Annotated in this window: 24 protein-coding genes; 9 read left to right on the top strand and 15 right to left on the bottom strand. The window is 34.9% G+C overall.

What is annotated here, in order from left to right:
• Window positions 1-11: 11 nt before the first annotated feature.
• From INR75_RS09275 to INR75_RS09250, 6 genes are read right to left on the bottom strand one after another with little or no spacing between them, the layout of a single operon-like run.
• Window positions 12-1,289, bottom strand: coding sequence for an ABC transporter ATP-binding protein (locus tag INR75_RS09275; RefSeq protein ID WP_223091677.1), 1,278 nt, complete (start codon window positions 1,287-1,289; stop codon window positions 12-14).
• 48 nt (window positions 1,290-1,337) lie between these two features.
• Window positions 1,338-2,177 (bottom strand): sulfotransferase domain-containing protein, encoded by an 840-nt coding sequence (locus tag INR75_RS09270; protein ID WP_223091676.1) that lies wholly within the window; start codon window positions 2,175-2,177, stop codon window positions 1,338-1,340.
• 7 nt (window positions 2,178-2,184) lie between these two features.
• Window positions 2,185-2,967: a polysaccharide pyruvyl transferase family protein gene (locus INR75_RS09265; RefSeq protein WP_223091675.1), complete on the bottom strand. Its 783-nt coding sequence runs from the start codon at window positions 2,965-2,967 to the stop codon at window positions 2,185-2,187.
• A 2-nt stretch (window positions 2,968-2,969) separates the two neighbouring features.
• A complete protein-coding gene (locus INR75_RS09260) occupies window positions 2,970-3,821 on the bottom strand; it encodes an ABC transporter permease (protein ID WP_223091674.1) in 852 nt (283 codons plus the stop codon).
• A gap of 53 nt (window positions 3,822-3,874) precedes the next feature.
• Entirely contained in the window at window positions 3,875-6,346 is a 2,472-nt protein-coding gene (locus INR75_RS09255; protein ID WP_223091673.1) for a polysaccharide biosynthesis tyrosine autokinase, read from the bottom strand.
• Window positions 6,346-7,137 (bottom strand): polysaccharide biosynthesis/export family protein, encoded by a 792-nt coding sequence (locus INR75_RS09250; protein ID WP_223091672.1) that lies wholly within the window; start codon window positions 7,135-7,137, stop codon window positions 6,346-6,348. Before INR75_RS09250 ends, INR75_RS09255 begins: the two co-directional genes overlap by 1 nt.
• Before the next feature lie 106 nt (window positions 7,138-7,243).
• Here INR75_RS09250 and INR75_RS09245 point away from each other — a divergent pair, with 106 nt between their 5' ends.
• Together INR75_RS09245 and INR75_RS09240 are read left to right on the top strand one after the other, a co-directional pair.
• Window positions 7,244-9,112: an ABC-F family ATP-binding cassette domain-containing protein gene (locus INR75_RS09245; RefSeq protein ID WP_223091671.1), complete on the top strand. Its 1,869-nt coding sequence runs from the start codon at window positions 7,244-7,246 to the stop codon at window positions 9,110-9,112.
• 332 nt (window positions 9,113-9,444) lie between these two features.
• On the top strand, window positions 9,445-10,158 hold the full coding sequence (locus tag INR75_RS09240) for an O-methyltransferase (protein WP_370629896.1): 714 nt from the start codon (window positions 9,445-9,447) through the stop codon (window positions 10,156-10,158).
• Here the strand turns inward: INR75_RS09240 and INR75_RS09235 are convergent.
• Window positions 10,148-11,437 (bottom strand): glycosyltransferase family 39 protein, encoded by a 1,290-nt coding sequence (locus INR75_RS09235; RefSeq protein ID WP_223091669.1) that lies wholly within the window; start codon window positions 11,435-11,437, stop codon window positions 10,148-10,150. The genes INR75_RS09240 and INR75_RS09235 overlap by 11 nt on opposite strands.
• Window positions 11,437-12,153: a glycosyltransferase family 2 protein gene (locus INR75_RS09230; RefSeq protein WP_223091668.1), complete on the bottom strand. Its 717-nt coding sequence runs from the start codon at window positions 12,151-12,153 to the stop codon at window positions 11,437-11,439. Before INR75_RS09230 ends, INR75_RS09235 begins: the two co-directional genes overlap by 1 nt.
• Before the next feature lie 98 nt (window positions 12,154-12,251).
• Between INR75_RS09230 and INR75_RS09225 the strand changes: the two genes are divergently transcribed.
• From INR75_RS09225 to INR75_RS09200, 6 genes are all read left to right on the top strand, one after another.
• On the top strand, window positions 12,252-12,956 hold the full coding sequence (locus INR75_RS09225; RefSeq protein ID WP_223091667.1) for an ABC transporter ATP-binding protein: 705 nt from the start codon (window positions 12,252-12,254) through the stop codon (window positions 12,954-12,956).
• Between the two features lie 147 nt (window positions 12,957-13,103).
• Window positions 13,104-13,268: a hypothetical protein gene (locus tag INR75_RS09220; protein WP_223091666.1), complete on the top strand. Its 165-nt coding sequence runs from the start codon at window positions 13,104-13,106 to the stop codon at window positions 13,266-13,268.
• Between the two features lie 66 nt (window positions 13,269-13,334).
• Window positions 13,335-13,907, top strand: coding sequence for a cob(I)yrinic acid a,c-diamide adenosyltransferase (locus tag INR75_RS09215; protein WP_223091665.1), 573 nt, complete (start codon window positions 13,335-13,337; stop codon window positions 13,905-13,907).
• A 155-nt stretch (window positions 13,908-14,062) separates the two neighbouring features.
• Complete coding sequence (locus tag INR75_RS09210; RefSeq protein WP_013070580.1) at window positions 14,063-14,284, top strand: DUF2795 domain-containing protein; 222 nt, start codon at window positions 14,063-14,065, stop codon at window positions 14,282-14,284.
• A gap of 89 nt (window positions 14,285-14,373) precedes the next feature.
• Window positions 14,374-17,748: a preprotein translocase subunit SecA gene (secA, locus tag INR75_RS09205; RefSeq protein WP_223091664.1), complete on the top strand. Its 3,375-nt coding sequence runs from the start codon at window positions 14,374-14,376 to the stop codon at window positions 17,746-17,748.
• A gap of 261 nt (window positions 17,749-18,009) precedes the next feature.
• Window positions 18,010-18,492, top strand: a complete 483-nt coding sequence (locus INR75_RS09200) for a DUF4199 domain-containing protein (RefSeq protein WP_223091663.1) — start codon at window positions 18,010-18,012, stop codon at window positions 18,490-18,492.
• Between the two features lie 4 nt (window positions 18,493-18,496).
• Here INR75_RS09200 and INR75_RS09195 read toward each other — a convergent pair whose 3' ends face one another.
• From INR75_RS09195 to INR75_RS09170, 6 genes are all read right to left on the bottom strand, one after another.
• Window positions 18,497-18,793, bottom strand: coding sequence for a type II toxin-antitoxin system RelE/ParE family toxin (locus INR75_RS09195; RefSeq protein ID WP_223091662.1), 297 nt, complete (start codon window positions 18,791-18,793; stop codon window positions 18,497-18,499).
• Window positions 18,775-19,011 carry a hypothetical protein gene (locus INR75_RS09190; RefSeq protein WP_223091661.1) on the bottom strand — a complete coding sequence of 79 codons (237 nt, stop codon included), beginning with the start codon at window positions 19,009-19,011 and terminating at the stop codon, window positions 18,775-18,777. The genes INR75_RS09195 and INR75_RS09190 overlap by 19 nt, the downstream gene beginning before the upstream one ends.
• A 68-nt stretch (window positions 19,012-19,079) precedes the next feature.
• Window positions 19,080-19,778, bottom strand: a complete 699-nt coding sequence (locus tag INR75_RS09185) for a peptidoglycan DD-metalloendopeptidase family protein (protein WP_223091896.1) — start codon at window positions 19,776-19,778, stop codon at window positions 19,080-19,082.
• 25 nt (window positions 19,779-19,803) lie between these two features.
• The gene (locus INR75_RS09180; RefSeq protein WP_223091660.1) at window positions 19,804-21,204 is read right to left on the bottom strand and encodes a hypothetical protein; all 1,401 of its coding nucleotides are present in this window, start codon (window positions 21,202-21,204) and stop codon (window positions 19,804-19,806) included.
• Window positions 21,185-21,811 (bottom strand): hypothetical protein, encoded by a 627-nt coding sequence (locus INR75_RS09175; RefSeq protein ID WP_223091659.1) that lies wholly within the window; start codon window positions 21,809-21,811, stop codon window positions 21,185-21,187. The genes INR75_RS09180 and INR75_RS09175 overlap by 20 nt, the downstream gene beginning before the upstream one ends.
• Before the next feature lie 45 nt (window positions 21,812-21,856).
• Window positions 21,857-22,423, bottom strand: a complete 567-nt coding sequence (locus tag INR75_RS09170) for an RNA polymerase sigma factor (protein ID WP_223091658.1) — start codon at window positions 22,421-22,423, stop codon at window positions 21,857-21,859.
• Window positions 22,424-22,589: 166 nt separating this feature from the next.
• Between INR75_RS09170 and INR75_RS09165 the strand changes: the two genes are divergently transcribed.
• The gene (locus INR75_RS09165; protein WP_223091657.1) at window positions 22,590-23,180 is read left to right on the top strand and encodes a DUF2911 domain-containing protein; all 591 of its coding nucleotides are present in this window, start codon (window positions 22,590-22,592) and stop codon (window positions 23,178-23,180) included.
• An 18-nt stretch (window positions 23,181-23,198) separates the two neighbouring features.
• On the opposite strand, the gene INR75_RS09160 is transcribed toward INR75_RS09165, so the two are convergent.
• A complete protein-coding gene (locus INR75_RS09160; RefSeq protein ID WP_092544028.1) occupies window positions 23,199-23,627 on the bottom strand; it encodes an organic hydroperoxide resistance protein in 429 nt (142 codons plus the stop codon).
• Window positions 23,628-23,643 lie beyond the last annotated feature (16 nt).

Below are 23,643 nucleotides of genomic sequence, written 5' to 3'. Positions count from 1 at the left end.
TTAAAAGATTTTTAATCGTCATAAAATTTAAATTTATTTTCAACTAAAACTCCATCTCTTAAAATTTGTTCTTTACCAGTTCCAAAAAAATCACCACCTAATACCTCAAAATCAAAAGTATTTTCAATATCGTCTTCAACACCTTCGGAAGAAAAACATGTCAAGTGTATGGAATAATTGCCATTTGGTAATGGAAATTTTGGAATTATACATTTTAACTCTCCCGATTCATTTCGATCTAAAGCTACTTCTGAAGAAGAGAATTTATTATTGCATAAAAACCTTACCATTCCTTTATTATCTACGAATAAAAGACGAATGGCCACAGCATAAAGCTTAGCTCTGTTTTCGTAAAACATATGAAAAGAATATTTTTCTCCTGAAATCAAAGACTTAACTGATTGATTTCTAAAATCCAAACAACTAATTTGGGTAAACTTAAAAAATTTTCTCCCTTTTCTATCATTTCTATTTGCTAACTTTTCTTCATTTTTCTCATTGTTTCCTAATAAATAAAGATCTATTCCTTCATTTACATCTCCAATAAATCTTGTAGCACCATTTTCTAAAAGTAAAGATCTATTACAAAGCTGTTTAATCGATCCCATATTATGGCTCACAAAAAGCACCGTTCTACCTTCGCCGGTAGAGAGGTCTTGCATTTTACCGATCGCTTTCTTCTGAAATTCGGCATCGCCGACGGCCAAAACTTCATCGACTACTAAAATTTCAGGTTCTAAATGCGCGGCAACGGCAAAACCCAATCGTACACGCATACCACTACTATATCTCTTTACCGGTGTATCGATATACATCTCGCAACCAGAGAATGCTATAATCTCATCGATTTTAGCTTTAATTTCAGCCTTCGTCATCCCTAAGATCGCACCGTTCAAATAAATATTTTCCCTACCGGTTAATTCCGGATGAAAGCCTGTACCCACCTCGAGTAGCGAGGCAATCCTGCCTTTTGTCTTTATGCTTCCGGTAGTGGGGGATGTAACTTTGGATAACAACTTAAGCAATGTAGATTTTCCGGCGCCATTTTTACCAATAATACCTAATACTTCACCGGTTCTTACTTCAAAATTAATATTCTTTAGCGCCCAAATATATTCCTGGCTGGCTTTAGTAGATCTATCATTTACAGCACCTATCTGAAGATAAGGATCTTCTTTACCTCTTATTTGATGCCACCAACGATTAAGATCATGGCTTAACGTGCCTGTCCCTACCGTACCTAATCGATATTGCTTAGAAATATTTTCGGCTTTTAGAATTATACTCATACCTGATGAAAAATTATCTAATTTAAATTAGAGTTTTTAAATTCTAATTTATTCCTTCCAATCGCTACAATCCCAAGATAGCCGTTTCTCTACTTCTAAAATTGTAGGTAAAAAGAAATTTCTTAAAATATCTTTTTCAGGCTCCCCCATTTTAGAACTATAAGATATTTTGTTTGCAGTTTTTTCTTGATTGAACGGTATTTCGTTTACTCCTAAAAAATGATAAATATGCTGAAGACTGGATTTTTGGTCTTTTCTAAAATCTTCATATTTTAAAAATAGAACTTGCTCATTTGGAAAAGACTTTAATACTCTTTCAATTTGCTCAACGTACATCCCTCGATGGACATAAGAGCGTACCATATGGTATTTTTTGGTTCCAGCTTTTATCTCTTCAATTTCTTTCATGATGCATTCTAAAAAGCTTCTCTTTTCCCAATTGCGCCAGGTCTCCATATTGTATTGTGAAAATGCTCGATCTATAGGATTTCGTAACATTACAATAATCTTCATTTGGGGATTATGCTTTTTCATCCTTTCAACAGCGTATGGAGAATAAATGTAACAAGGTGTAATTTCACCATACATTTTCATCCTATTTTTTATCCTGTAAAAAGCACGTGGATTGGGTAAGTTATTATTTATAAAGCCCTTATCGTTATTAAAATAACTTATTTCCTTCCATATTGGCATAGCCAATTTTGTATGATCTCTAAGATATTTATCCAGTGCAGAAGTTCCTGCTTTTTGAACCCCAATAACTACAAAATCAAACATGAAACTACCAGGATAAAGAATATTTTCTTTAATCAATCTAAAATATTTGAAAGGATCCTTTCTTATATTATAATTTTTGACGCTTTTCTTTAAAGAATTGATTATATTCATCTTATATTTATTTTAGGCAACGTGAACTGTCTTTTAAGCCTTTTCTGAGTTGAAATAAAACGTCTTCTTCCGGGAGTGAAAATTTTAGCTCTGAATGATCTTCAAAAGCTTTAAAAGGTTGTTTTATTTTAATGGACTCAAAATAATCCTGAAATTTTACACCATCACCAAAAATTTTATTAGAAAACTCAATAAATGCCGCCGGTATACCATAGGCGTGTGCGACGATAATTCCATGTAAGGAGGACGAAATAATCTTTTCGCATTTAAGAATCTCTTTTGTAGTTTTTTCTATATTATCGGTAAGCAGATCTATTACATTTACTTCTGGATCTTTACCATATTTATTTTTGACTTCACGATAATCTACATAATGAGGAACAATCCCTACCTTGTAATCCTTCCTGACTTCTGGGCTATAAAATTCCGGCAACAACAATGCAGGGTCACCGTAAACTTCTGGACAATCAAAACCAAGCTCTAAAAGTCGTTCTCTGGTTTTTGGACCTCTTACTGCTCTAAAATCTGCATTAGCAATATCGTCTTTTAGATCAATTATTCCGCTTCCCCAAACAATACTATCCTTACTAGCATGAGCAAGTATACTCCCTATTCCTAAATAATTCTTCTTATTTAATTTATACCAGGCTTGTTTTTTGGGATGTACCCATTTAACCTTTTTACCCGATATTTTTTCAACTAAATACTTACTTAATAAATCTCCATAATTTTCTTTAGGTTTATTCTCGAATTTTATAGAAGACCAGTAAAATAGAGGTATTTTATTCATAGCTATACTGTATCAATAAAGTTTTTCTCTGTTCTGTTAAATACAATCAAACCAATTAGAAAGATAAATACACTAACTATAATTGTATAAATAAAAGACGTTAGATTAAAAATTCCCTCATCAAATATCATATAACGAAATCCCTCGATAATTTGGGTAAGCGGATTTAATTGTACAACCCAGGCAATATCTGGCATTTTTTCTTTTACCTGACTTAAAGGATATGGAACAGCAGAAATATAAACAAGTAAAGAGGTAGCAAAACCTATAAGCACCGTTAAGTCTCTATACTTGGTGGTCATTGCCGATATGATCATACCAAAACCTAAGCCCATTAGAGCCATTAACAATACATAAACCGGAAATAATACAATATTACTATTTGGCGAAATAGAAGTTCCTTTAAGAATAAAATAAAAGTAAAAAGCAATCAATATTAAAAGTTGTATTCCAAATTTCACTAATCCGGCTATTACTTTACTTAACGGAACGATCACTCTTGGAAAATACACCTTTCCAAACAGTGCCGCATTCTGATTAAAAGTATTTGAGGTACTTGTAAAACATTGATTAAAATAGTTCCACGCTGTTATACCTGTTAAATTAAATAAAAAACTAGGCACGGCTCCAGTTGAAACACTTGCTATATTATTGAAAACCAAAGTATATATAACCGAAGTAAATAACGGCTGGATAAAAAACCAAAGCGGACCTAATATTGTTTGCTTATAAACCGTGGTTATATCACGCTTAACAAACAAAATTAATAGATCCTTATAACGCCAGATCTCCTTAAAATTAAGATCTATTAATTTGCGCTTAGGCGAAATTTCATATAACCAATCATCATTCATTTTCGTAGGGAAATATTAAATACTTTTCTAAGCTTATAACCTCTTAATAAAAACTACTCAAACTTTCGTTTAAACTTTACCCAGGATCTTTTTAATTGCGATGCTGTTGATGGTGCCTCTCCATAACCATTGTTGTAACGATTATATCCGTAGCCATATCCATAGCCATAGCCATAGCCGTATCCATAACCGTAGCCATATTTTGCTCTATGCACAAAGTGATTAAGAACAAAACTTATGTTTTTTATCTCCCCTTTAGCATACTTTTGGTTAATTGACTCTAGCATTCCTCTTTTAGTATAGTCCTGTCTAATCATATAGATAGTCGCATCTGCATGTTTCACTAAATTTAATGCATCGGCTACCAAACCGATTGGAGGAGTATCTAAAATGATATAATCATATTTTTTTCTCAGCTCTTGTATAAGTAATTCCATCTGATCATTCATCAATAATTCTGATGGATTTGGAGGTACGGGTCCTGCCGTGATCACATCCAAAAATGGAATCTTACTTTCCTGGATAATTTCTTCTGAAGTAGCATCCTGTATCAAGTAATTACTTACCCCAAGATCGTTATTTAATCCAAAATCATCAAAGATCTTTGGCTTACGTAAATCGAGACCAACTAAGATGGTTTTACGCTCACTCATAGCAAAAACAGTTGCCATATTCATCGCACAAAAAGTTTTTCCTTCACCAGAAACCGAAGAAGTGATCAATAATGTTTTAGCGCCTTCTACTCCTTGCTTTTTGTACATAAATTGCAAACTGGATCGCAACCCCCTAAAACCTTCTGAAATCGAGGATTTAGGACTCTCAAAAACAGCCAGATTACTATCCATTTTACTCTTACCAATCATTCCTAAAATAGGAATCGGAGATAAACGCTCAACTTCCTGAGCATTATGAATATTTGTATTTAAAAACACTAATAAAAAAACAAAAGTTAACGGAATAACACCACCTACCATAACCGCCATCACATAGTTGAGCTGAGTGTTAGGTCCTATTCTGCCTCCTCCAATGTCTTTAGCTTTATCAATAATAAGCACATCACTTACATTCGCTGCTTTTATAAGTCCGGCCTCATTTCTCTTTTCCAGAAAAAGATTGTAAGTACTTTCACTGATATTGTACTTACGCTGAATTTTAAGTAAGTCCTGTTCCTCCTTTGGTAATTCTCGAATTTGCTTTTCAGCATTCGAAATACGTCCATTTACGTCTCTAATCTCTTCTTCTAACAGACCTCTGGAACTATTAATGTTTTCTAGTAAAACAGACTTAACACTATTGATCTGTCTGTCTATATCTGCAAACACAGGAGCTCCTTCTTTCAATGTATATTGATAATTGCTCCGTTCTTCAGCTAGAGTAATTAATCTTGCTACGGCAGAAGAAATACTTCCTTCACTAATCCCTGCTACTGATGGTGCTGGAATATTTGAGTAATCTGTCCTTGTTTCAAGGTAAGTTCTTAAGGTTCTATAATATGAAAGTTGACGACCGATCTCTTCTTTTCTTGAATCTAATTCTAGTAACTTAGAAGATAATTGCTGACTTTCAGCAGAAATATCTAATATCTCATTGTCATTTTTATAAGAATTTAGCTCATTTTCAACTAATCTTAACTCTCTTGATTTTACATTTAAGCTACTGTCAATAAAAGCGATAGTTTTAGTAGCAAAAAGGTTTTTACGAGCCAGCATATTGTCACTAAGCACTTTTACTGAACCATTTAAGTAATCTACTAACCGTGCTTTATTATTTCCTGTTTGAGCAAGTTGTAAAACTGAAGCGCCGTTGGATTCAGGACTTACTGAAACATTTTTATATCTGGAAACTGCAGAATCAAAATTCAAAAAGCTTATGTAGAATTTCTTCCCTTTCTGAAGAGCATTATCATTTCGCCTAACTACTGCATTGAGAAATGGAGTAGTTATCTTTTTTCCAAATTCGAATTGTTTATTAAATGCTGTTAGTGAAACACTCCTACCTTCTTTATCTTTAGATCCATAAGATTGAGCAGTAAAATTCTCTGGGATATCAGCTGATATTGTAAAACTATTTTCATCTACAACCTGGAAGGTATAATTAATCCCTAGTGCCTGAAACTTACTAGTATCTGCGATAACATCAAAAGGTGTGCTACCATAAGCATCTATTCGCTGGTATTCCCCATCTTCCTTATAATCTATATAAAATCCCAGTCGTTCTACAACTTCTTCGTTGTGCGTTCTAGATCCTAAAATGGTAATCGCCGTATTCACTTTATCTGAAGTTCCTCCCCAGTTAAATGTTAAACTGGTATTACTGGTAAAGAACGGATTTTGATCGTCCTTAATAGAGATTAAATTCTGTAAACGATATACGGGTAATTTTCGCACATTATTATAGTACGCAACCGCCAAACTTACCGTAATAGAAAACAGGATAAGCTTCCAGTAACTAATAACTTTAAGAACAAATCCCTTAAAATCGAAAGTTGAACCTACATCTGATATGTGATCGTCTTCATGCGCCATTATAGCCTTGTGAATAATAAAATTGATGTAGTCAATAGCGACACTACGGTTGCTATAGTTCTAAAACTCTCTAATCCCGTTGTTCCCGATCCCAACGATTTTTGTGGTAATGGATCGACAATAATTAAGTCGTTTGGCTGAATATAGTAATATTCACTCTTTACCGCATCCAAATTAGTCAAATCGATATGATGGACTTCTTCGCCATGCGGATATTGCCTTAAGATCTTTACATCTTCCCTATCCCCTACATCACTGATTCCGCCAGCATTAGCAATGGCTTCCATTATAGTCACTCGCTCTTTGTAAAGCACATTACTACCTGCACCAATTTCTCCTATTGTGGTATAACGAATACCTGCAAGTTTTACGGTAACAAAAATATTCGCTTCCTGCTTGAAATATTCAGATAAAAGTTGATCTTCTATTTTTTCACGTATTTCTTCTACCGTGTAGCCCATCACGTTGATCTCACCTAAAGTAGGTACTCGAATGTTCCCATGTTGATCCACAGCGAAACCATCGTAATACATTTGCTCTTCCCCGGTTGCATTAGCTATTCCTTCCCCGGTTGGATTAAACATTTCTACAATGTCCTGATCCAGAGCCTTTACGCGTATGCTTAACAAATCTCCTACTTGTAAACGATAAGGCTTATTTAAGCGGTGAACTTCTACAATGCTATCCATACTTGCCTTATCTTCCTGTAGGTAAGAAAGCTTTTTTGTAGAAATACATGAGGATGACAACAACGTGAGTGCAATTGCTAAGAGTAATAAAATTCTCTGCATAGGGGCTTCACAATTTTTTAACAAATATAATTGTTGTAGATTAATAATAAAATAATTAACATCAATCTCGATAATTTAACTTTATTTGCGGATAAACTGATCACTTGTGAATTACCTTTCTGTTGAAAATATAGCCAAATCTTATGGCGAACGCATATTGTTTACTAATATTTCCTTCGGAATTAACGAAGGTCAAAAAGTTGGTTTTATTGCTAAAAATGGTACTGGAAAAACCTCTCTTTTAAATATTCTTGCCGGTTTTGATACTCCCGATGAAGGAAATGTAGTTTACCGTAAAAATATTAAGACTGCATTTTTGCCGCAGGAGCCCGATTTAGATCCTAATCTAACTATTGAACAGACTATCTTTTCTGCGGAAAATGAAACCTTGGAAATTATTAAACGCTACGAAGCTGCTTTAGAAAATCCTTCAGATACTGAAGCTTATCAAAAAGCTTTTGAAGACATGGACGCGGCACAGGCCTGGGATTTCGAAACGCAGTATAAACAAATACTTTTTCAGCTTAAACTAGAAGATCTACAAAAAGAAGTCAAGAATCTTTCAGGAGGACAAAAAAAGCGTTTGGCACTGGCAAATATGCTGCTTCAAAAACCTGATTTTATTATCATGGACGAGCCTACTAACCATCTAGATCTCGACATGATCGAATGGTTAGAAGAATTCTTTAGAAAAGAAAACTTTACCATTTTTATGGTGACTCACGATCGCTATTTCTTAGAGCGTGTATGTAACGAGATAGTAGAATTAGATGAAGGTCAGCTTTATACTTATAAAGGAAACTATTCCTATTACTTAGATAAAAAAGAATCCAGAATAGAACTGGAAAACACTAATACCGAGAAAGCAAAACAGCTTTTTAAAAAGGAATTAGACTGGATGCGTCGCCAGCCAAAGGCTCGTACCACAAAATCGAAATCCAGAATCGACGATTTTCACGAAATAAAAGCCAAAGCTTCTAAACGTCGTAAAGATCACCAGGTGCAACTAGAAATTAATATGGAACGCCTTGGCAGTAAAATGGTCGAACTCCATAATATCTCTAAAAGCTTCGAGAACAAGACGCTTTTCGACAATTTCGACTATAATTTTCAGAAAGGAGAACGCGCCGGGATCATTGGAAAGAACGGAACCGGAAAATCTACATTTTTAAATATTCTTACCGGAAAACTAAAACCTGATACGGGTAAAGTTGTAGTGGGTGAAACCATTAAATTCGGGTATTACACTCAAAACGGGATAAAAGTAAAACCGGGACAAAAAGTTATTGATGTTATTCGTGAATTTGGTGATTTTATTCCGCTTAAAAAAGGTCGGCAAATTTCTGCTCAACAATTATTAGAGCGTTTTCTTTTCGACCGTAAAAAGCAATATGATTTTGTAGAAAAATTAAGTGGTGGCGAGAAAAAACGGCTTTATTTATGTACGGTTTTGATTCAGAATCCAAACTTTTTAATTCTTGATGAGCCTACCAACGATCTGGACATTGTAACTTTAAATGTTCTGGAAAGTTTTCTACTAGATTATCCAGGATGCTTATTGGTGGTTTCTCACGACCGTTATTTTATGGATAAGATCGTAGATCATTTATTTGTTTTCCCCGGAAATCAAAAAATTGAAGATTTCCCCGGAAATTATTCAGATTACCGTGCTTATGAAGGAAGCTTAGATGCTCCTGAAGAGCAGAAAGAAACCAGCGATAAAACCTCCAAAAACGATTGGAAAGACGGCAGCACAGGAACAAAATTGAGCTATAACGAGCAAAAAGAGTATCAAAAATTAGAGAAAGAGATCGCTAAACTCGAAAAGAAAAAAGAAGGTGTACAACAAAAGTTTCTTGAAGAGATGAGCGGAGAAGAAATCGATAAAACTTCATTAGAACTTAAAGATATCGAACAACAGATCGAAGCAAAAACCGAAAGATGGTTCGAGTTAATGGAGAAAATGGAAGGTTAGATTTGAGATTTGAGATCGCTTCGCTGTTAGAATATAGACATGTTAATTTGAAAATGTGATAATTTGTTGATTTAGTAATTTGAAAATGCACTAAACAAATTATTTTGAATGCTGAAAGATGAATTTTGAATTATTGTTTTTTCTGAGATATCTAAATTACAGGAAAGATTTCTCCATTCCGCTTTGCGCCACCTGCCTTCCGGCGAGGTAGGGTCGAAATGACAAGTTATAATTTATTTAGCGTTCAGTATAAACCATAAACTTCTAATTAAACCTTGCATCAATTAAAAGCTTATATAAAATTCCTGTTTTCGTCACAAAATCAGCACGGATTGCATTCGCCTTTTGTTTATGACCTGGTGACCAATTGTTTTTACGATAAAAAAAAGTATGCGGAATATTCCAAAATTAAAAACTATAAAACAGCGCTTTTAAATAACCAAAATGAGATTACGGTTACAGATTTTGGTGCGGGTAGTCGAATCTTTAAAAGCAACAAAAGAAAGATCTCTAAAATTGCTAAAGTTGCCGGAATCACTTCAAAAAAAGCAAAGTTTTTATTCAGAATCACTCAGTATCTTCAGTTAAATAACTGTTTGGAGCTTGGCACCAGTTTAGGAATTGCTTCAGCTGCTATTGCTTCCGCAGAAAATGTAAAATTAACTACCATAGAAGGTTGCCCGGAAACCGCGAATATCGCCAAACAGCAATTCGATAAATTTGCGTTTAAAAATATTGAGCTCAAAATTGGCGAATTTCAGCAGTATTTATTTGATCTTTCAAATTCTGCAACATTCGATCTTATTTATTTCGACGGAAATCATCAAAAATTGGCTACGCTTAAGTATTTCGAATCCCTTTTACCATCGGCACATAATGATTCGGTTTTTATATTTGATGACATTCACCTTTCCGAAGAAATGGAAGATGCCTGGCAAGAGATCAAGCAACATCCAAAAGTTCAGGTTACGATAGATACGTTTTATTTAGGTTTGGTTTTCTTCAGAAAAGAACAGGCAAAAGAACATTTTAAAATTAGATTGTAGATATAATCCTTTTTTGCGCAATTCTTTCACAAATAAACTGAATTAAAAATGCTACGAAAAACAATTCTAACGCAGATTGCGGTACTCTAAACCTAAAACCTGAATAAGTAATTATTGTTATACAAATAGTAGAAAAAATGAGAGTCAGGGATAAGCTTCTTGTTATCTTGTTTTTTGAAAAGAGTACAAATATCATCGCTAAAAATCCTAAGACATGATAAATAACACGGCCTTTTTCTAATACACCAGCTTTTCTATATTCAGCAAAAGGATTGAAAGCACTTTTTAATTTTTTTAAAATTATAGGTAATAGTAAGTCACTATGAGTTTTGATAAAATTCACCGTAGCATCCTTATATAAATTCATTTTACTTACTTCGTCATCCTTGTAACGATGCTCAGCATTATAATCAGCTAAAACCAGGGTTTCATCTGCTAAGTCTCCATTTACATTATTATGTAACTTCAATACATTTTTGTTCCAGCCTTTGGCCATAACAGCTCCTGTAGATGTTGTTAATAATAACGAGTTCGTTTCTAAAACCCAAGAATTTCTAAGCATCCAAGCTAAAGGAATTATTAGTATAAAAATCCCACCTAAGACAAATCGCTTAAAATCAACTTGTTTAAAAACTAGTAGAAAAAGAAATCCTAAAAATGGAAAAAATAAAAAATATGGATGACATATAATGATTAAACTACCTACTATTGAAATTGAAATTGTTTTCTTACTCGACCTAAGCGCATGCTTTTGAGTCAAGAGATATATAAAAACCGTAAATAGGAATAATGTTATAGGCTCAGAGAGAAATACCCGACTATAAATTTGCCAACTAGGACTCACGCAATATAGAAAGACAGTTATAACAATTGGCCAATAATCAAAATTTAGATTTTTAAGTGTTTTGTAAAAAATAAAAGACCCTACAATATGAAGAAGCATTTTAAACACTATCAAATGAGTTAATTTAAAACCAAAAAGAAAAAAAATTAATGAAATAGTATAGGGCCAAAAAGGTGGTCGCCAAGTGCTATATGTTTTGAAATCATAATCTTTCTCATCTATGGCTCCAGACTTAAAGTCATTCAACAATTCACCAGATTCCAATTCAAGATGTCCATAGTTTCCGGTTTTTAATAATGAAACCCCTAAATGAACATAATCCATGGCGTCACCATAGGAATTATATTTTTCGGCTTCTGCAACTCGGTAATTATAAAGTAAGACAAATAAAGTTACTAGACATAAAGAAAATGTAATTAGCTTTCTAATTTTCATTACTTCGAAAATGTATTATATTTTAGCACGCACCATAAAGCTCTAAATCCATCTTTCCAATTTATTTTCTTCCCTTCCTTATAGGTTCTTCCATAATAAGATATACCAACTTCATATATTCTTATATCAGGCCATCTACTCATCTTGGCAGTTACTTCAGGCTCAAAACCAAATCTCTTTTCTTTTAGATCTAAACTTTTCAGAATATTTGCATTAAACAATTTATAGCAGGTTTCCATATCTGTAAGATTCAAATTGGTAAAAGCGTTACTTAAAAGTGTTAAAAATTTATTCCCTATAGTATGCCAGAAAAATAAAATCCTATGGGCATTCCCTCCCATAAATCTAGACCCATAAACGACATCTGCTTTACCTTGTATTACAGGTTTTAACAAAATATTAAACTCCCCAGGATCATACTCTAAATCAGCATCTTGAACAATAATAAAATCTCCTTTACAATTTACTATCCCTTTATGTAATGCCGCACCTTTACCTCTATTAATATCCTGCTGTAAAAGCGTAATATCTAAATTATTATTCTCGTGGATAAAAGCTTGTACTAATTTTACAGTATTATCAGAAGAATAATCGTCTATTACTAAAATTTCCGTGTTGACCTCAAAATCCAATTTGAGATTTTTTAACTCAGTCAATACTTCAATAATAGTTTTCGCCTCGTTGTAAGCTGGGACTAGTATAGATAGTGTTTTCAATTACCGGTATATATAATTTTCGACTAAAATATAGAATTTATTTATTTCTTGTAACAAAAACAAAATCTTAGCGTCATACCTTTATAAATTGATTTTCTATGAGCAATAAGGTTATCGAAATTCGAAATATTATTCGAAATTTCCCTTTAGGACAGGAAGTTGTGAAAGTACTTAAAGGTATCGATCTGGATATAAATCGCGGCGAATACGTAGCATTTATGGGACCTTCGGGTTCGGGAAAATCAACTTTAATGAATTTACTGGGTTGTTTGGATACGCCAACTGGTGGTTCTTATATTTTAAACGGAAAAGATGTAAGCCAGATGACCGACAGCGAACTTGCTGAAGTTCGTAATAAAGAAATTGGTTTTGTTTTCCAGACATTCAACCTTTTGCCTAGAACTACCGCACTTGATAATGTAGCATTACCTATGATCTATGCTGGTTATTCTAAAGCAGATCGTAAAAAAAGAGCTGAAGAGGTTTTAAATAATGTTGGCCTTGGCGATCGTATGGATCATAAACCCAACCAACTTTCGGGTGGGCAACGACAACGTGTAGCGGTAGGACGAGCTTTAGTAAATAAACCTTCGATAATCCTTGCCGATGAACCTACGGGAAATCTGGACTCAAAAACTTCCGTAGAAATTATGAATCTTTTTGATGAAATTCACGCAGCTGGAAATACCGTTATCCTGGTAACTCACGAAGAAGATATTGCAGAGCATGCGCACAGAGTGATAAGACTTCGTGACGGAATAATAGAAAGCGATACGAGAAAAGAAATGGTGAGTAGTGAGTAAATTTCCTTTCAGCATTAAAAAATAGGCTTTGGTTTAAAATACTTATTATAAGTTTTTCAACCTCAATGATCAACTCCTAAGAGTTTACGGTTATTAGCTTTCTATAAAAATCTTAACTTTGTAAGCATAACTTAGAATCACAAGCTTGTGTTCGATCTAGATCAGGAAACCTATATTTATCTTATTATTATTGCTGTTGGATTGCTGGTATTTTCTATGGGCGCCAAACAGCGAAAAAAAAGACGTAGTGAAAATTTAGATTTTCGACGCAGATATCAGGCCCGCAAAAAAGAAGAAGAAAAAGAGAAGTAAACCAAATAAATGCACAATTTAGATTGTAACTTCGCTTTCTTATCGTTCTTCTGAAAAAATTACTGAATGAAAATTTACACAAAAACAGGAGACAAAGGTACCACGGCATTATTTGGCGGCACCCGCGTTCCTAAACATCATATTCGCATCGAGAGTTACGGTACCGTAGACGAACTTAACGCCCATATTGGTCTTATTAGAGATCAAAAAATTGATAAAATTACTGCGGAAGTTTTACTGGAGGTGCAGCATAAACTTTTCACCATTGGTTCTATCCTTGCTACAGACCCTGAAAAAGCGACCCTAAAAAATGGCGAATCCCGTCTTAATATTCCGCGAATTTCTGAAAAGGACATTCATTTATTAGAAACCGAAATGGATAGAATGAACGAGAAACTTCCAGAAATGACTCATTTCATTTTACCAGGCGGTCATCAAAGCGTGTCATTCTGTCACATAGCAAGATGTGTTTGTAGACGTGCAGAACGCTTAAGTGCAGCACTATATAATGAAGAAACTTTTGATGAAGAAGTTTTAAAATACTTAAACCGACTCTCTGACTACCTCTTTGTGCTGGCACGACTATTGACTAAACAACTGCAAGCTGAAGAAATTAAGTGGATTCCGGAGAAATCCTAAAAATTTAGCAATATACAAGCAAAAGTATGCTGTATTTACTAAGCTTTTGGCGCTTTTGCTTATGTTCTTAACAATATTGATTAAAAAACAGACTTTTTTCTTGGGTATTTCAGTAAAAAAATTATTTTTGCAGAAATTAAAAACCCGATTAACTAATGTACTGGACTTTAGAATTAGCATCTTATTTAAGTGATGCACCATGGCCGGCCACCAAAGATGAGTTAATTGATTACGCCATTAGAACCGGAGCACCATTAGAAGTAGTTGAAAACCTACAGGCCATTGAAGATGAAGGTGACTCTTACGATTCTATCGAAGAAATATGGCCGGATTATCCAACAGATGATGATTATCTGTGGAATGAAGATGAATATTAAACCACATTTGTACGTATAAAGTTAAAAGTCTCATTTATTAATGAGGCTTTTTTTTTGTGTACCTTTGTACCCCTAATAATAGGAAAACTATGAGTTTTTTAGAATCTGTATTAAAAGTATTTGTTGGCGACAAATCCAAAAAGGATGTCAAAGAAATACAACCAATAGTAAATAAAATTAAGGCGCTCGAAGCAGATTTTGAGGCATTGAGTTTGGACGAGCTTCGCGCTAGGACTACACAATTTAAATCAAAAATATCAGAGGCTTTAAAAGATGTAAATCAACAGATAGCAGATCTTGAAAAAGAAGCTGAAGAATCTGATGATATTACACGTAAAGAAGATATCTATGCAGAAATCGACGGACTTAAAGACAAGGCCTACGAAATTTCAGAAGGTGTTTTAAATGAAATCTTACCTGAAGCTTTTGCTACAGTTAAGGAAACCGCAAAGCGATTTGCAAACAATCCAACTTTAGAGGTTACAGCATCTGCATACGATCGTGAGATCTCTGCAGAAAAAGACTACGTAAACCTTGAAGGTGAAAAAGCTATATGGAACAATTCCTGGGATGCTGCCGGTAAACCGGTAACCTGGGATATGATACATTACGATGTACAGTTAATTGGTGGTGTAGCAATGCACCAGGGTAAAATTGCAGAGATGCAAACCGGGGAAGGTAAAACTCTTGTGGCTACACTTCCTGTTTATCTAAATGCACTTACCGGTAATGGGGTTCACCTGGTAACTGTTAACGATTATCTGGCAAAACGTGATAGTGCCTGGATGGCGCCAATTTTCGAATTTCATGGTTTAAGTGTAGATTGTATTGATTATCACCGCCCAAATTCAGCTTCACGTAGAAAAGCATATAATGCTGATATTACTTACGGTACCAATAACGAATTTGGTTTCGATTATCTAAGAGATAATATGTCACATGCACCAGACGATCTGGTACAGCGCCCACATAATTATGCGATCGTCGATGAGGTGGATTCTGTTTTAATTGATGATGCGCGTACGCCACTTATTATTTCTGGACCTATTCCTAAAGGAAATATTCACGAATTTGATCAGTTAAAACCTGCTGTAGCTAATATTTATGAAATTCAACGTAAAAAAGCGACAGAATTTCTTCAAGCTGCAAAAAAGCTGATTTCTGAAGGTGATGAGAAAGAAGGCGGATTACAACTTCTACGTGCTTACAGAGCTCTTCCAAAAAGTAAAGCTTTAATCAAGTATTTAAGTCAGGAAGGTGTAAAACAAATTCTTCAGAAGACAGAAAATCATTACATGCAGGACAACAACCGCGAAATGCCTAAGGTTGATGCCGAATTGTATTTTACCATTGAAGAAAAAAATAACCAGATCGATCTAACCGATAAAGGTATCGAATATCTTTCTGGACAGGATGACCCTAACTTCTTCGTGATGCCAGAAATTGGTATGGAAATCGCCAAGATCGAAAAAGAAGGTCTTTCTAAAGAAGAAGAAGCTGAGAAAAAAGAAGAACTTTTCCGCGATTATAGCGTTAAAAGTGAGCGTATTCACACACTTCGCCAACTTTTAAAAGCTTATACCCTATTCGAAAAAGATACCGAGTATGTGGTAATGGATAACAAAGTTAAAATCGTAGACGAGCAAACCGGTCGTATTATGGACGGGCGTCGTTATAGCGATGGTTTACACCAGGCGATCGAGGCAAAAGAAAATGTAAAGATTGAAGATGCTACGCAAACTTTTGCTACAGTAACACTTCAAAATTACTTCAGGATGTACCGTAAACTTTCGGGTATGACCGGTACTGCGGTAACTGAGGCTGGAGAATTCTGGGAAATCTACAAACTGGATGTTGTTGAAATTCCAACCAACCGACCTATTGCAAGAAACGATAAAGACGATCTTGTTTACAAAACAAAACGTGAAAAATATAACGCGGTGATCGACCACGTAACCGATCTTTCCAGAGCTGGAAGACCGGTGCTTATTGGTACAACTTCCGTAGAAATTTCTGAGCTTTTAAGTAGAATGCTTAAACTTAGAAATGTACCTCACAATGTCTTAAATGCGAAATTGCATAAAAAAGAGGCCGATATTGTTGCTGAAGCTGGTAAAGGTGGTATCGTAACCATCGCAACCAACATGGCAGGTCGTGGTACCGATATTAAACTTTCTAAAGAAGTAAAAGACGCCGGTGGTTTAGCGATCATTGGTACAGAACGTCACGATTCTCGTCGTGTAGACCGCCAGTTAAGAGGTCGTGCAGGTAGACAGGGAGATCCAGGTAGTTCTCAGTTCTACGTATCGCTAGAAGATAATTTAATGCGTTTGTTTGGATCTGAAAGAATTGCCAAGCTTATGGACCGTATGGGTCTTGAAGAAGGTGAAGTGATCCAACACGGAATGATCTCTAAATCTATCGAAAGAGCGCAGAAAAAAGTTGAAGAAAATAACTTTGGTATTCGTAAACGTCTGTTAGAATATGATGATGTGATGAATGCGCAACGTGAAGTGATCTACAAACGTCGTTACCATGCTTTATTTGGTGAGCGTTTACGTGTAGACCTTGCGAATATGATATTCGATATTTCTGAATTAATTTCTGAAACGAATAAACAAGCCAATGATTACAAGAATTTCGAATTCGAATTGATTCGTTATTTCTCTATGAGTTCGCCAATTTCTGAGGATGACTTCGGAAAAATGAATACTCAAAAGATCGCTGGCGAAGTTTATAAAACGGCTTACGCACATTATCAGGAAAAAACGAAGAATAGTGCAGCCAGAGCATATCCTGTGATCGAGCAGGTTTATGAAGATGAAACCAATAATTTCGAAAGAATTTCGGTTCCATTCTCAGATGGGCAAAAAACACTTCAGGTAGTTACGAATCTTGAAAAAGCTTACGAAACAAAAGGTGAGCAATTAATCAAGGATTTCGAGAAGAATATCACTTTAGCCATTATCGATGATGCATGGAAAACGCATCTTCGTAAAATGGACGAACTAAAACAAAGTGTTCAGTTAGCGGTACATGAGCAAAAAGATCCTTTGTTAATTTATAAATTCGAAGCTTTCGAATTATTCAAAGCGATGTTAGAAGATGTAAATCGTGATGTAATTGGTTTCCTATTTAAAGGAGAAATTCCTGAAGGAAATATGACTAATATTCACGAGGCCAGAAAGCGTCGCCAGGAAAAAATAGAAGCTTCTAAAGAAGAAATTCAGAATCTTGATGAGCGTGCAGCACAAAGTCGTTCAGCAGGACAAGCTGCCAGCGGTGCTCAGCAACCTCAGCGCCCACAGGTAACCGAAACTATTAAACGCGAACAACCAAAAATTGGTCGTAACGATAAAGTAGTAATTAAACACGTTACCAAGGGTGAAAGCAAAACGGTAAAATTTAAGCAGGCCCTTCCGCTAATTCAAAGCGGCGAATGGGTTGTTGTCAAGAAAGCTTAATAATTTATAGATTGAATCTAAAAAAAGCTGTCTTTATCAAAAGGCAGCTTTTTTTTATTTAGGATGTTTAAATAGGCTATAGAAAAATTTAAAAAATGTCATTTCGACCCTGCCTAGACGGCAGACAGTTGAAGCCCAGCGAAACAGAGAAATCTATAAATCTTAAACACCAATTCTCCACTAGTCTAAAAATCTATCTGTAACTATCCAATCTTAGCAATGGCTTTCTTATTTTTGTTTCACTAAAATGGTTTACCTGTAATGAAAAAATTTAAGGTTGAAGTTAAATGGGGAATCACTTTTGTGATCGCTCAACTTATCTGGATAGCTTTCGAGAAAATCATGGGTTGGCATGACGAAAATATCGATGTACAGGGAGTTTACTCCTTATTTTTTGCAGTAATCGCCTTTTTAATTTATTACGCAGCTTTAAAAGAAAAGCGTGATAAATATTTCCAAAATGAAAAATTTGGATGGCAACAGGGCTTTATAAGTGGCGTAATACTAACTGGAGTTATAAGCATTCTTACTCCGCTAATTCAATATTTTGCAGTGACGGTTATTAGTCCGGAATATCTTCAGAATATGATCGCTCTTTCTGAAAAACAAGGCATGACTCCTGAAAATGCCGAAATGATGCATAGCCTAAAAATGTATATTTTTATGCAGATTTTTAATGCGCTGGCCATGGGAATCGTAACCGCAGCAGTCGTGGCCTTAATCACTAAAAAGAAAGAGAAATAGACCGTTACAAATTCAAGCCTTCATAATTCTGCCTATTATCCCAAAATGAAACAATTTCAATAGCATCACTATTAATCTCATAAAAAACTAGATAAGCTTTCATAGGTATAACCCTAGTACTTTTATTTGAAGTTAATCTTCCTATATGCTCGTTTTGAGAAAGAGTCAACATTAAATCCTCTACCTGATCGAGTAATTTAAGGCTATATACATTAGATTTATTTCGCTCTATGTAGAACTCTAGAACACTTTGAAGTTGGAATCTGGCATTTCGAGACCAAATTATTTGTTTTCGAGCCATTGCCTCATTTCAGAAATAACCATCTCGTTATCGAAACTTTTGTTACTATTAATTTCTTTGCGACCTAAAGCTATAGAGTTTTCTTGCTCAGAATTAAGCTTAAACAATGAGCTTTCTGAAGCATCAAACAAGGTTTCTATAGCTTTTAGAAAATTTAAATCTTCTGAAGCTTTTATTCTTGAAATCAAATTATTTTTTATCTGAGTCGTCTTATCCATAATTTCAAGCTTGCTTTTTATAAAAATAAGGATTTAAAATTAATTATATAAAACTTCTTAGCGTCGAGCTAAATCTTCAGCAACAAATTAGGATCGGGACAATTTTCAAGATAGAAATCTAGGTCTTTTTTAGAAGCTACACCGGGATAATCCCCTTTATTTTCCTGAAGATCTCTAATGATCTGAAAATGTAAATGTGGTGCATAATCACCATTTTCTTCCGCAGCGCCAAGTTCGGCTATTTTTTCCTGTGCTTTAAACTTCTGCCCTACTTGAAGACTTTCTAATGACTTTCTGCTTAAATGACCGTAAAGTGAGTAGAACACCTCATCTTCAATCGTATGCTTTAGAATAATTGTTGGACCATAATCACCAAAATTAGCATTATCCTGAAAGCTGTGAATTTCGCCATCTAAAACCGCAAGCACATCGGTTCCTTCCGCAGTCCAAATATCCAAACCAATATGGATATTTCGGTTTAAAAATTCATCTACATTTTTATTGAAAAGCTGGCTACGCTGGTAAAGTTTTCTCACTTCGTTATAACCACCAAAAGCAACCTTTTTACCAGCCACTTTAAGATTATGATCTATAAATACCGAAAAAGCTTCAGAAGAAAGTTGCTCTAATTTTAAAAGTTCCGGGTTATTTGCAGACAGGTCGATGGCAATAAAATCTTCCTGTTTAAGATCTCCTCCAACAACCGGGGTAAAACCTGCAGTTAACCCGGAAATATATTCAGCGAAATTAGCTTTCATAGATTGCATTTTCGCCAAAAGTAATCTTTGCGTTCTAATTTAGCAACACATCGCTAAATCTTGCTGAAATACTGATTTGTGCATCAGAATTTGAACTTTTAAAGTATCCTTTTAGAATCTCGTTATCGTAAGAAGAAGTCTTATCTACTTTTAAAGTCCCCGGATACTCTACGTCACTCTGATTTCCATTATAATTAAACCTAAAAGCAGACTGTGGTAACTTCAATTTAAGATCACTATTCTCTAAGGTAATATCAAGATTCTTAAAACTACCGCCTAAATTTTTGATCGCTAAATTCCCAAAAGTTCCAGATAGAATCCCAACTTCACTTAATCTATTGATGTTTACATCACTACTATTCGAAATCAATTTTATACTTCTGGCAGCGTTAATATCACAGCTTGGCAAATAAGAAGCGTTTAGCACTCCGTAATCCCAATTTGAGATCTTAACGGGAGTATACGAAACCTTAATGTGGGTATCTTTCCCGGTGATTCTGTTCGCTTTAAAGTTTGCATGAGATAATTCTGCCATAAGATTATCTGCATTATCCAATTCTACCTTACCATATCGCACATTAAGGCGTATTTGTGCATTTTTAGGCGCTTTTATTTTAATGGTCTTTTGAGCTTTAGTGCCTTCTTTATTACGATTTACCACGATTACTTTAGACATATTTTGACCTGCTGCTTCTTTAGCGGCCATTTTTTCTTCAAAATTCTTTCCCCAGGCTTCCATTTTTTTACCGAAGGATTCTCCCCATTTCTCCATGCTGGCTCCAAAAGAATTCCCCCATTCTTCCATACTTTTTTCGAATTCTTCGCTATCTCCTTCTACGTTCTTTTCAAAATTTGCAGCCCATTTTTCCATTTTCTTTTCAAAGTCTTTTCCAAACTTTTTATCCACCTGCTTTTCGTAGCGCTCTAAATATGCATCCCCTTCTTCCTGATAGGCTTCATAATCAAAATTTATAGCTCCCATATTTTCGAAAAGATCTGGAGGCAAAGGATTTTCAGAAATATTCTGTAATATTGGATTCACCAAATTATTCATTATAGGCCCCATAATTTCTGGTAATTGAGCTAGAGCATCATTAAGTTCAGCTTCATTAATATCCACATCCCAATTTACATTCATATCAGATTTTGATGAAATCTGAACCTTATTTTTAGACCCATTGGTAGTTAACTTCCAACTATCCATCATTTTAGTGGCCTCGTTTTGCGGAATACCATCATTTATAAAAGCTTCGATCGCTACGCTGTTCTTATCCCAGCTTTCGATGATAATATTGGTGTTCTTAGCATCTACATCTACAATAACATCACTATTCACATTATAGTTTCGTTGCATCATATCCTGTGCTGAGACCGAAAAATTAATAACGCATCCCAAAAGGAATAATAAAATATAATTAAGCTTGTGCATTTTCATAACTGTTGTCTTTTGATTCTTTAATTTCTTTTAGCTTTTGTTTTAGTTTGAACAACAACTCTAATCTAAGCTGTAAGTTAGCGACCATGGCTTCGATGGTTTGTTCATTAGGCCCTAACTCATTTAATTCGTTATTTAATCTTTTGTATTCTTTATCCAGCTCTGCCAGTTGTTTCATAAAAGAATCGATAAGCTCCTTATTCTCGTTATTCACATCTAACTTTGCCAACTCCATATTAAGGCTCGCCATATAATAATCTTCGATCTTTTTATATTGTGGCGATACATCACTTAGCTGAAATTGTTTTGCTGAATTCTCTGTTTTCTTTTCTTTCTCTTCTAAAGGATTTTCTTCTGAAGTTTCTACAACCTGAGTTCCATAAGGATCTACTGAAGTACCCGAATTAAAGTAGAAAAACCCTCCTGCTGCAAGCGCTACCACAAGTATCGCTGCGATCTGTAAAAACCATTTACGCCCTGCAGACTTTTTCTTTTCTGGAAAGGCTTTATTCAATCGATCTGCAAATCTCGATTGATGTCCTTCTGGCATTTTAAACTTTCGGCTTTCTTTATCCTCCTGCAGCATTTTTCTAATATCCTGTCCCATATCTCAATTTTTTATGTGTGGTTTTCTGTTAGCTAAACAGCTTACCTACAATTTTGTTTGTCTGTTCATTCTTCCCGATTGTTCTTCAAGATTCCTGATTTTCTCTTGCAATTTTTTCTTTCCACGATGTACCAGCGTCCTGGAAGCCACCTGGCTAATATTCAGAATTTCTGAAATCTCTTCATGATCGTATCCTTCAACTAAAAATAGCATTAAAGGATAGCGATACTTTTCTGGAAGCTCGCTAATCGCTTGCTTAATGTCTTCAACAGTAATGCTGTCGTTAACATTCCAGTTCTCCTCTTCGTCGACGATTCCAAGAACCTGCTCGTTCATCGCCACCTGTTCCAGCTTTTTAGCTTTAAGCTTGTCCAGACATTTGTTTATAACGATTCTTTTAAGCCAGGCGCCAAAGGTGACCTCTCCGGTAAATTGATGCAGTTTTGCAAAAGCCTTAATAAAAGCTTCCTGCATCGCGTCCTCAGCTTCCTGGGTATCGTTCATAAACCGTAATGCCACATAATACATACCTTCACAGTATTTATTGTAAAGCTTAAGCTGCGCTTTGCGGCTGTTGTTCTTACAATCTTCTATTAACTGATGTTGTAACAAAATGGTTTTTTGATTGGTTGTTGTTCACTTTAAAGACGAATCAAAATTCGCTATGTTGCAAAAAGTATATTTTTTCTGAATAAAAATGTAGAACTCTAATTATATCCTTATTTTAATACTTTAAAATCTGCATGCTTTTTGCCGAATATAGATCAAATATAAGCTTATGAATAATAGCCTGAAGTTACTACTTAAAATTTTAGGAATCAGTCTTTTGGTGATCGCCGTAATATTTTTTGTTGTTCGCTATAATACTAAAGCATACAGTCCAGAGGATTCTGTATCCTACACTAAAAATGATCTTACTTTAGAAGTTTATTATAACAGACCTTATAAAAAGGGAAGAGAGATTTTTGGGAATCTGGTAGCTTACGATTCTGTTTGGCGTACCGGCGCTAACGAAGCTACTATTTTTAAAACGAACAGGGATATTATGGTAGATGGTAGTTTATTGGCTAAAGGAGAATACACGTTGTGGACGGTTCCTAAAAAAGAAAGCTGGGAAATTATCTTTAATAATAAAATGTATCCCTGGGGAATCGATCTTGACGGAAAAGTATACCGCGACCCAGAATTCGATGCACTAATTATTGAAGTTCCATCCAATAATCTACAGGAAACGGTAGAACAATTCACTATTTATTTTGAGCAAGCCAATGATTTTGTTTTTATGGCTTTAGCCTGGGATCGCACTAGCATTGCTGTGCCTATAAAAATAAAAGAGACTCCTACTATAGAAGCCTCTTCAGATAATTAAGTCGGTTTTTATCGAATATTAATCTTCGTCGATCAAAAGATTTAAAGTCACATCGATATTATCTCTTGTCGCTCTAGAATAAGGACAAACCTCGTGAGCTTCGTTAATAAGATCCTCACCCTTTTCAACCTCTATTTCTGGAATATAAACATCAATAACTGCTGAAAGATCCATCTCTTTATCATCATTTTGCTCAAGATCTATTTTCACCGTTACACTGTAATCCCCCAGGTCTACATTCGCATTTTTAGCGATCATTTCTAAAGCACTACCAAAGCATGCAGAATATCCTGCTGCAAAAAGTTGTTCTGGATTTGTATGTTCTCCACCTTCACCGCCAAGACTTTTAGGCATTGAAAGTTGAAGATCTAATATCCCATCGTCACTGGTTGTTCTGCCTTTTCTTCCACCTTCTGTGGTTACCTTAGCTGAATACAAAGTTTTCATTTTTTCGAATGTTTTA

Source organism: Zunongwangia sp. SCSIO 43204 (genome assembly GCF_019904275.1).
Lineage (GTDB): Bacteria > Bacteroidota > Bacteroidia > Flavobacteriales > Flavobacteriaceae > Zunongwangia > Zunongwangia mangrovi.
The sequence above is the reverse complement of the archived record's forward strand: the minus strand, read 5'-3'. Positions and strand labels throughout refer to the sequence as shown.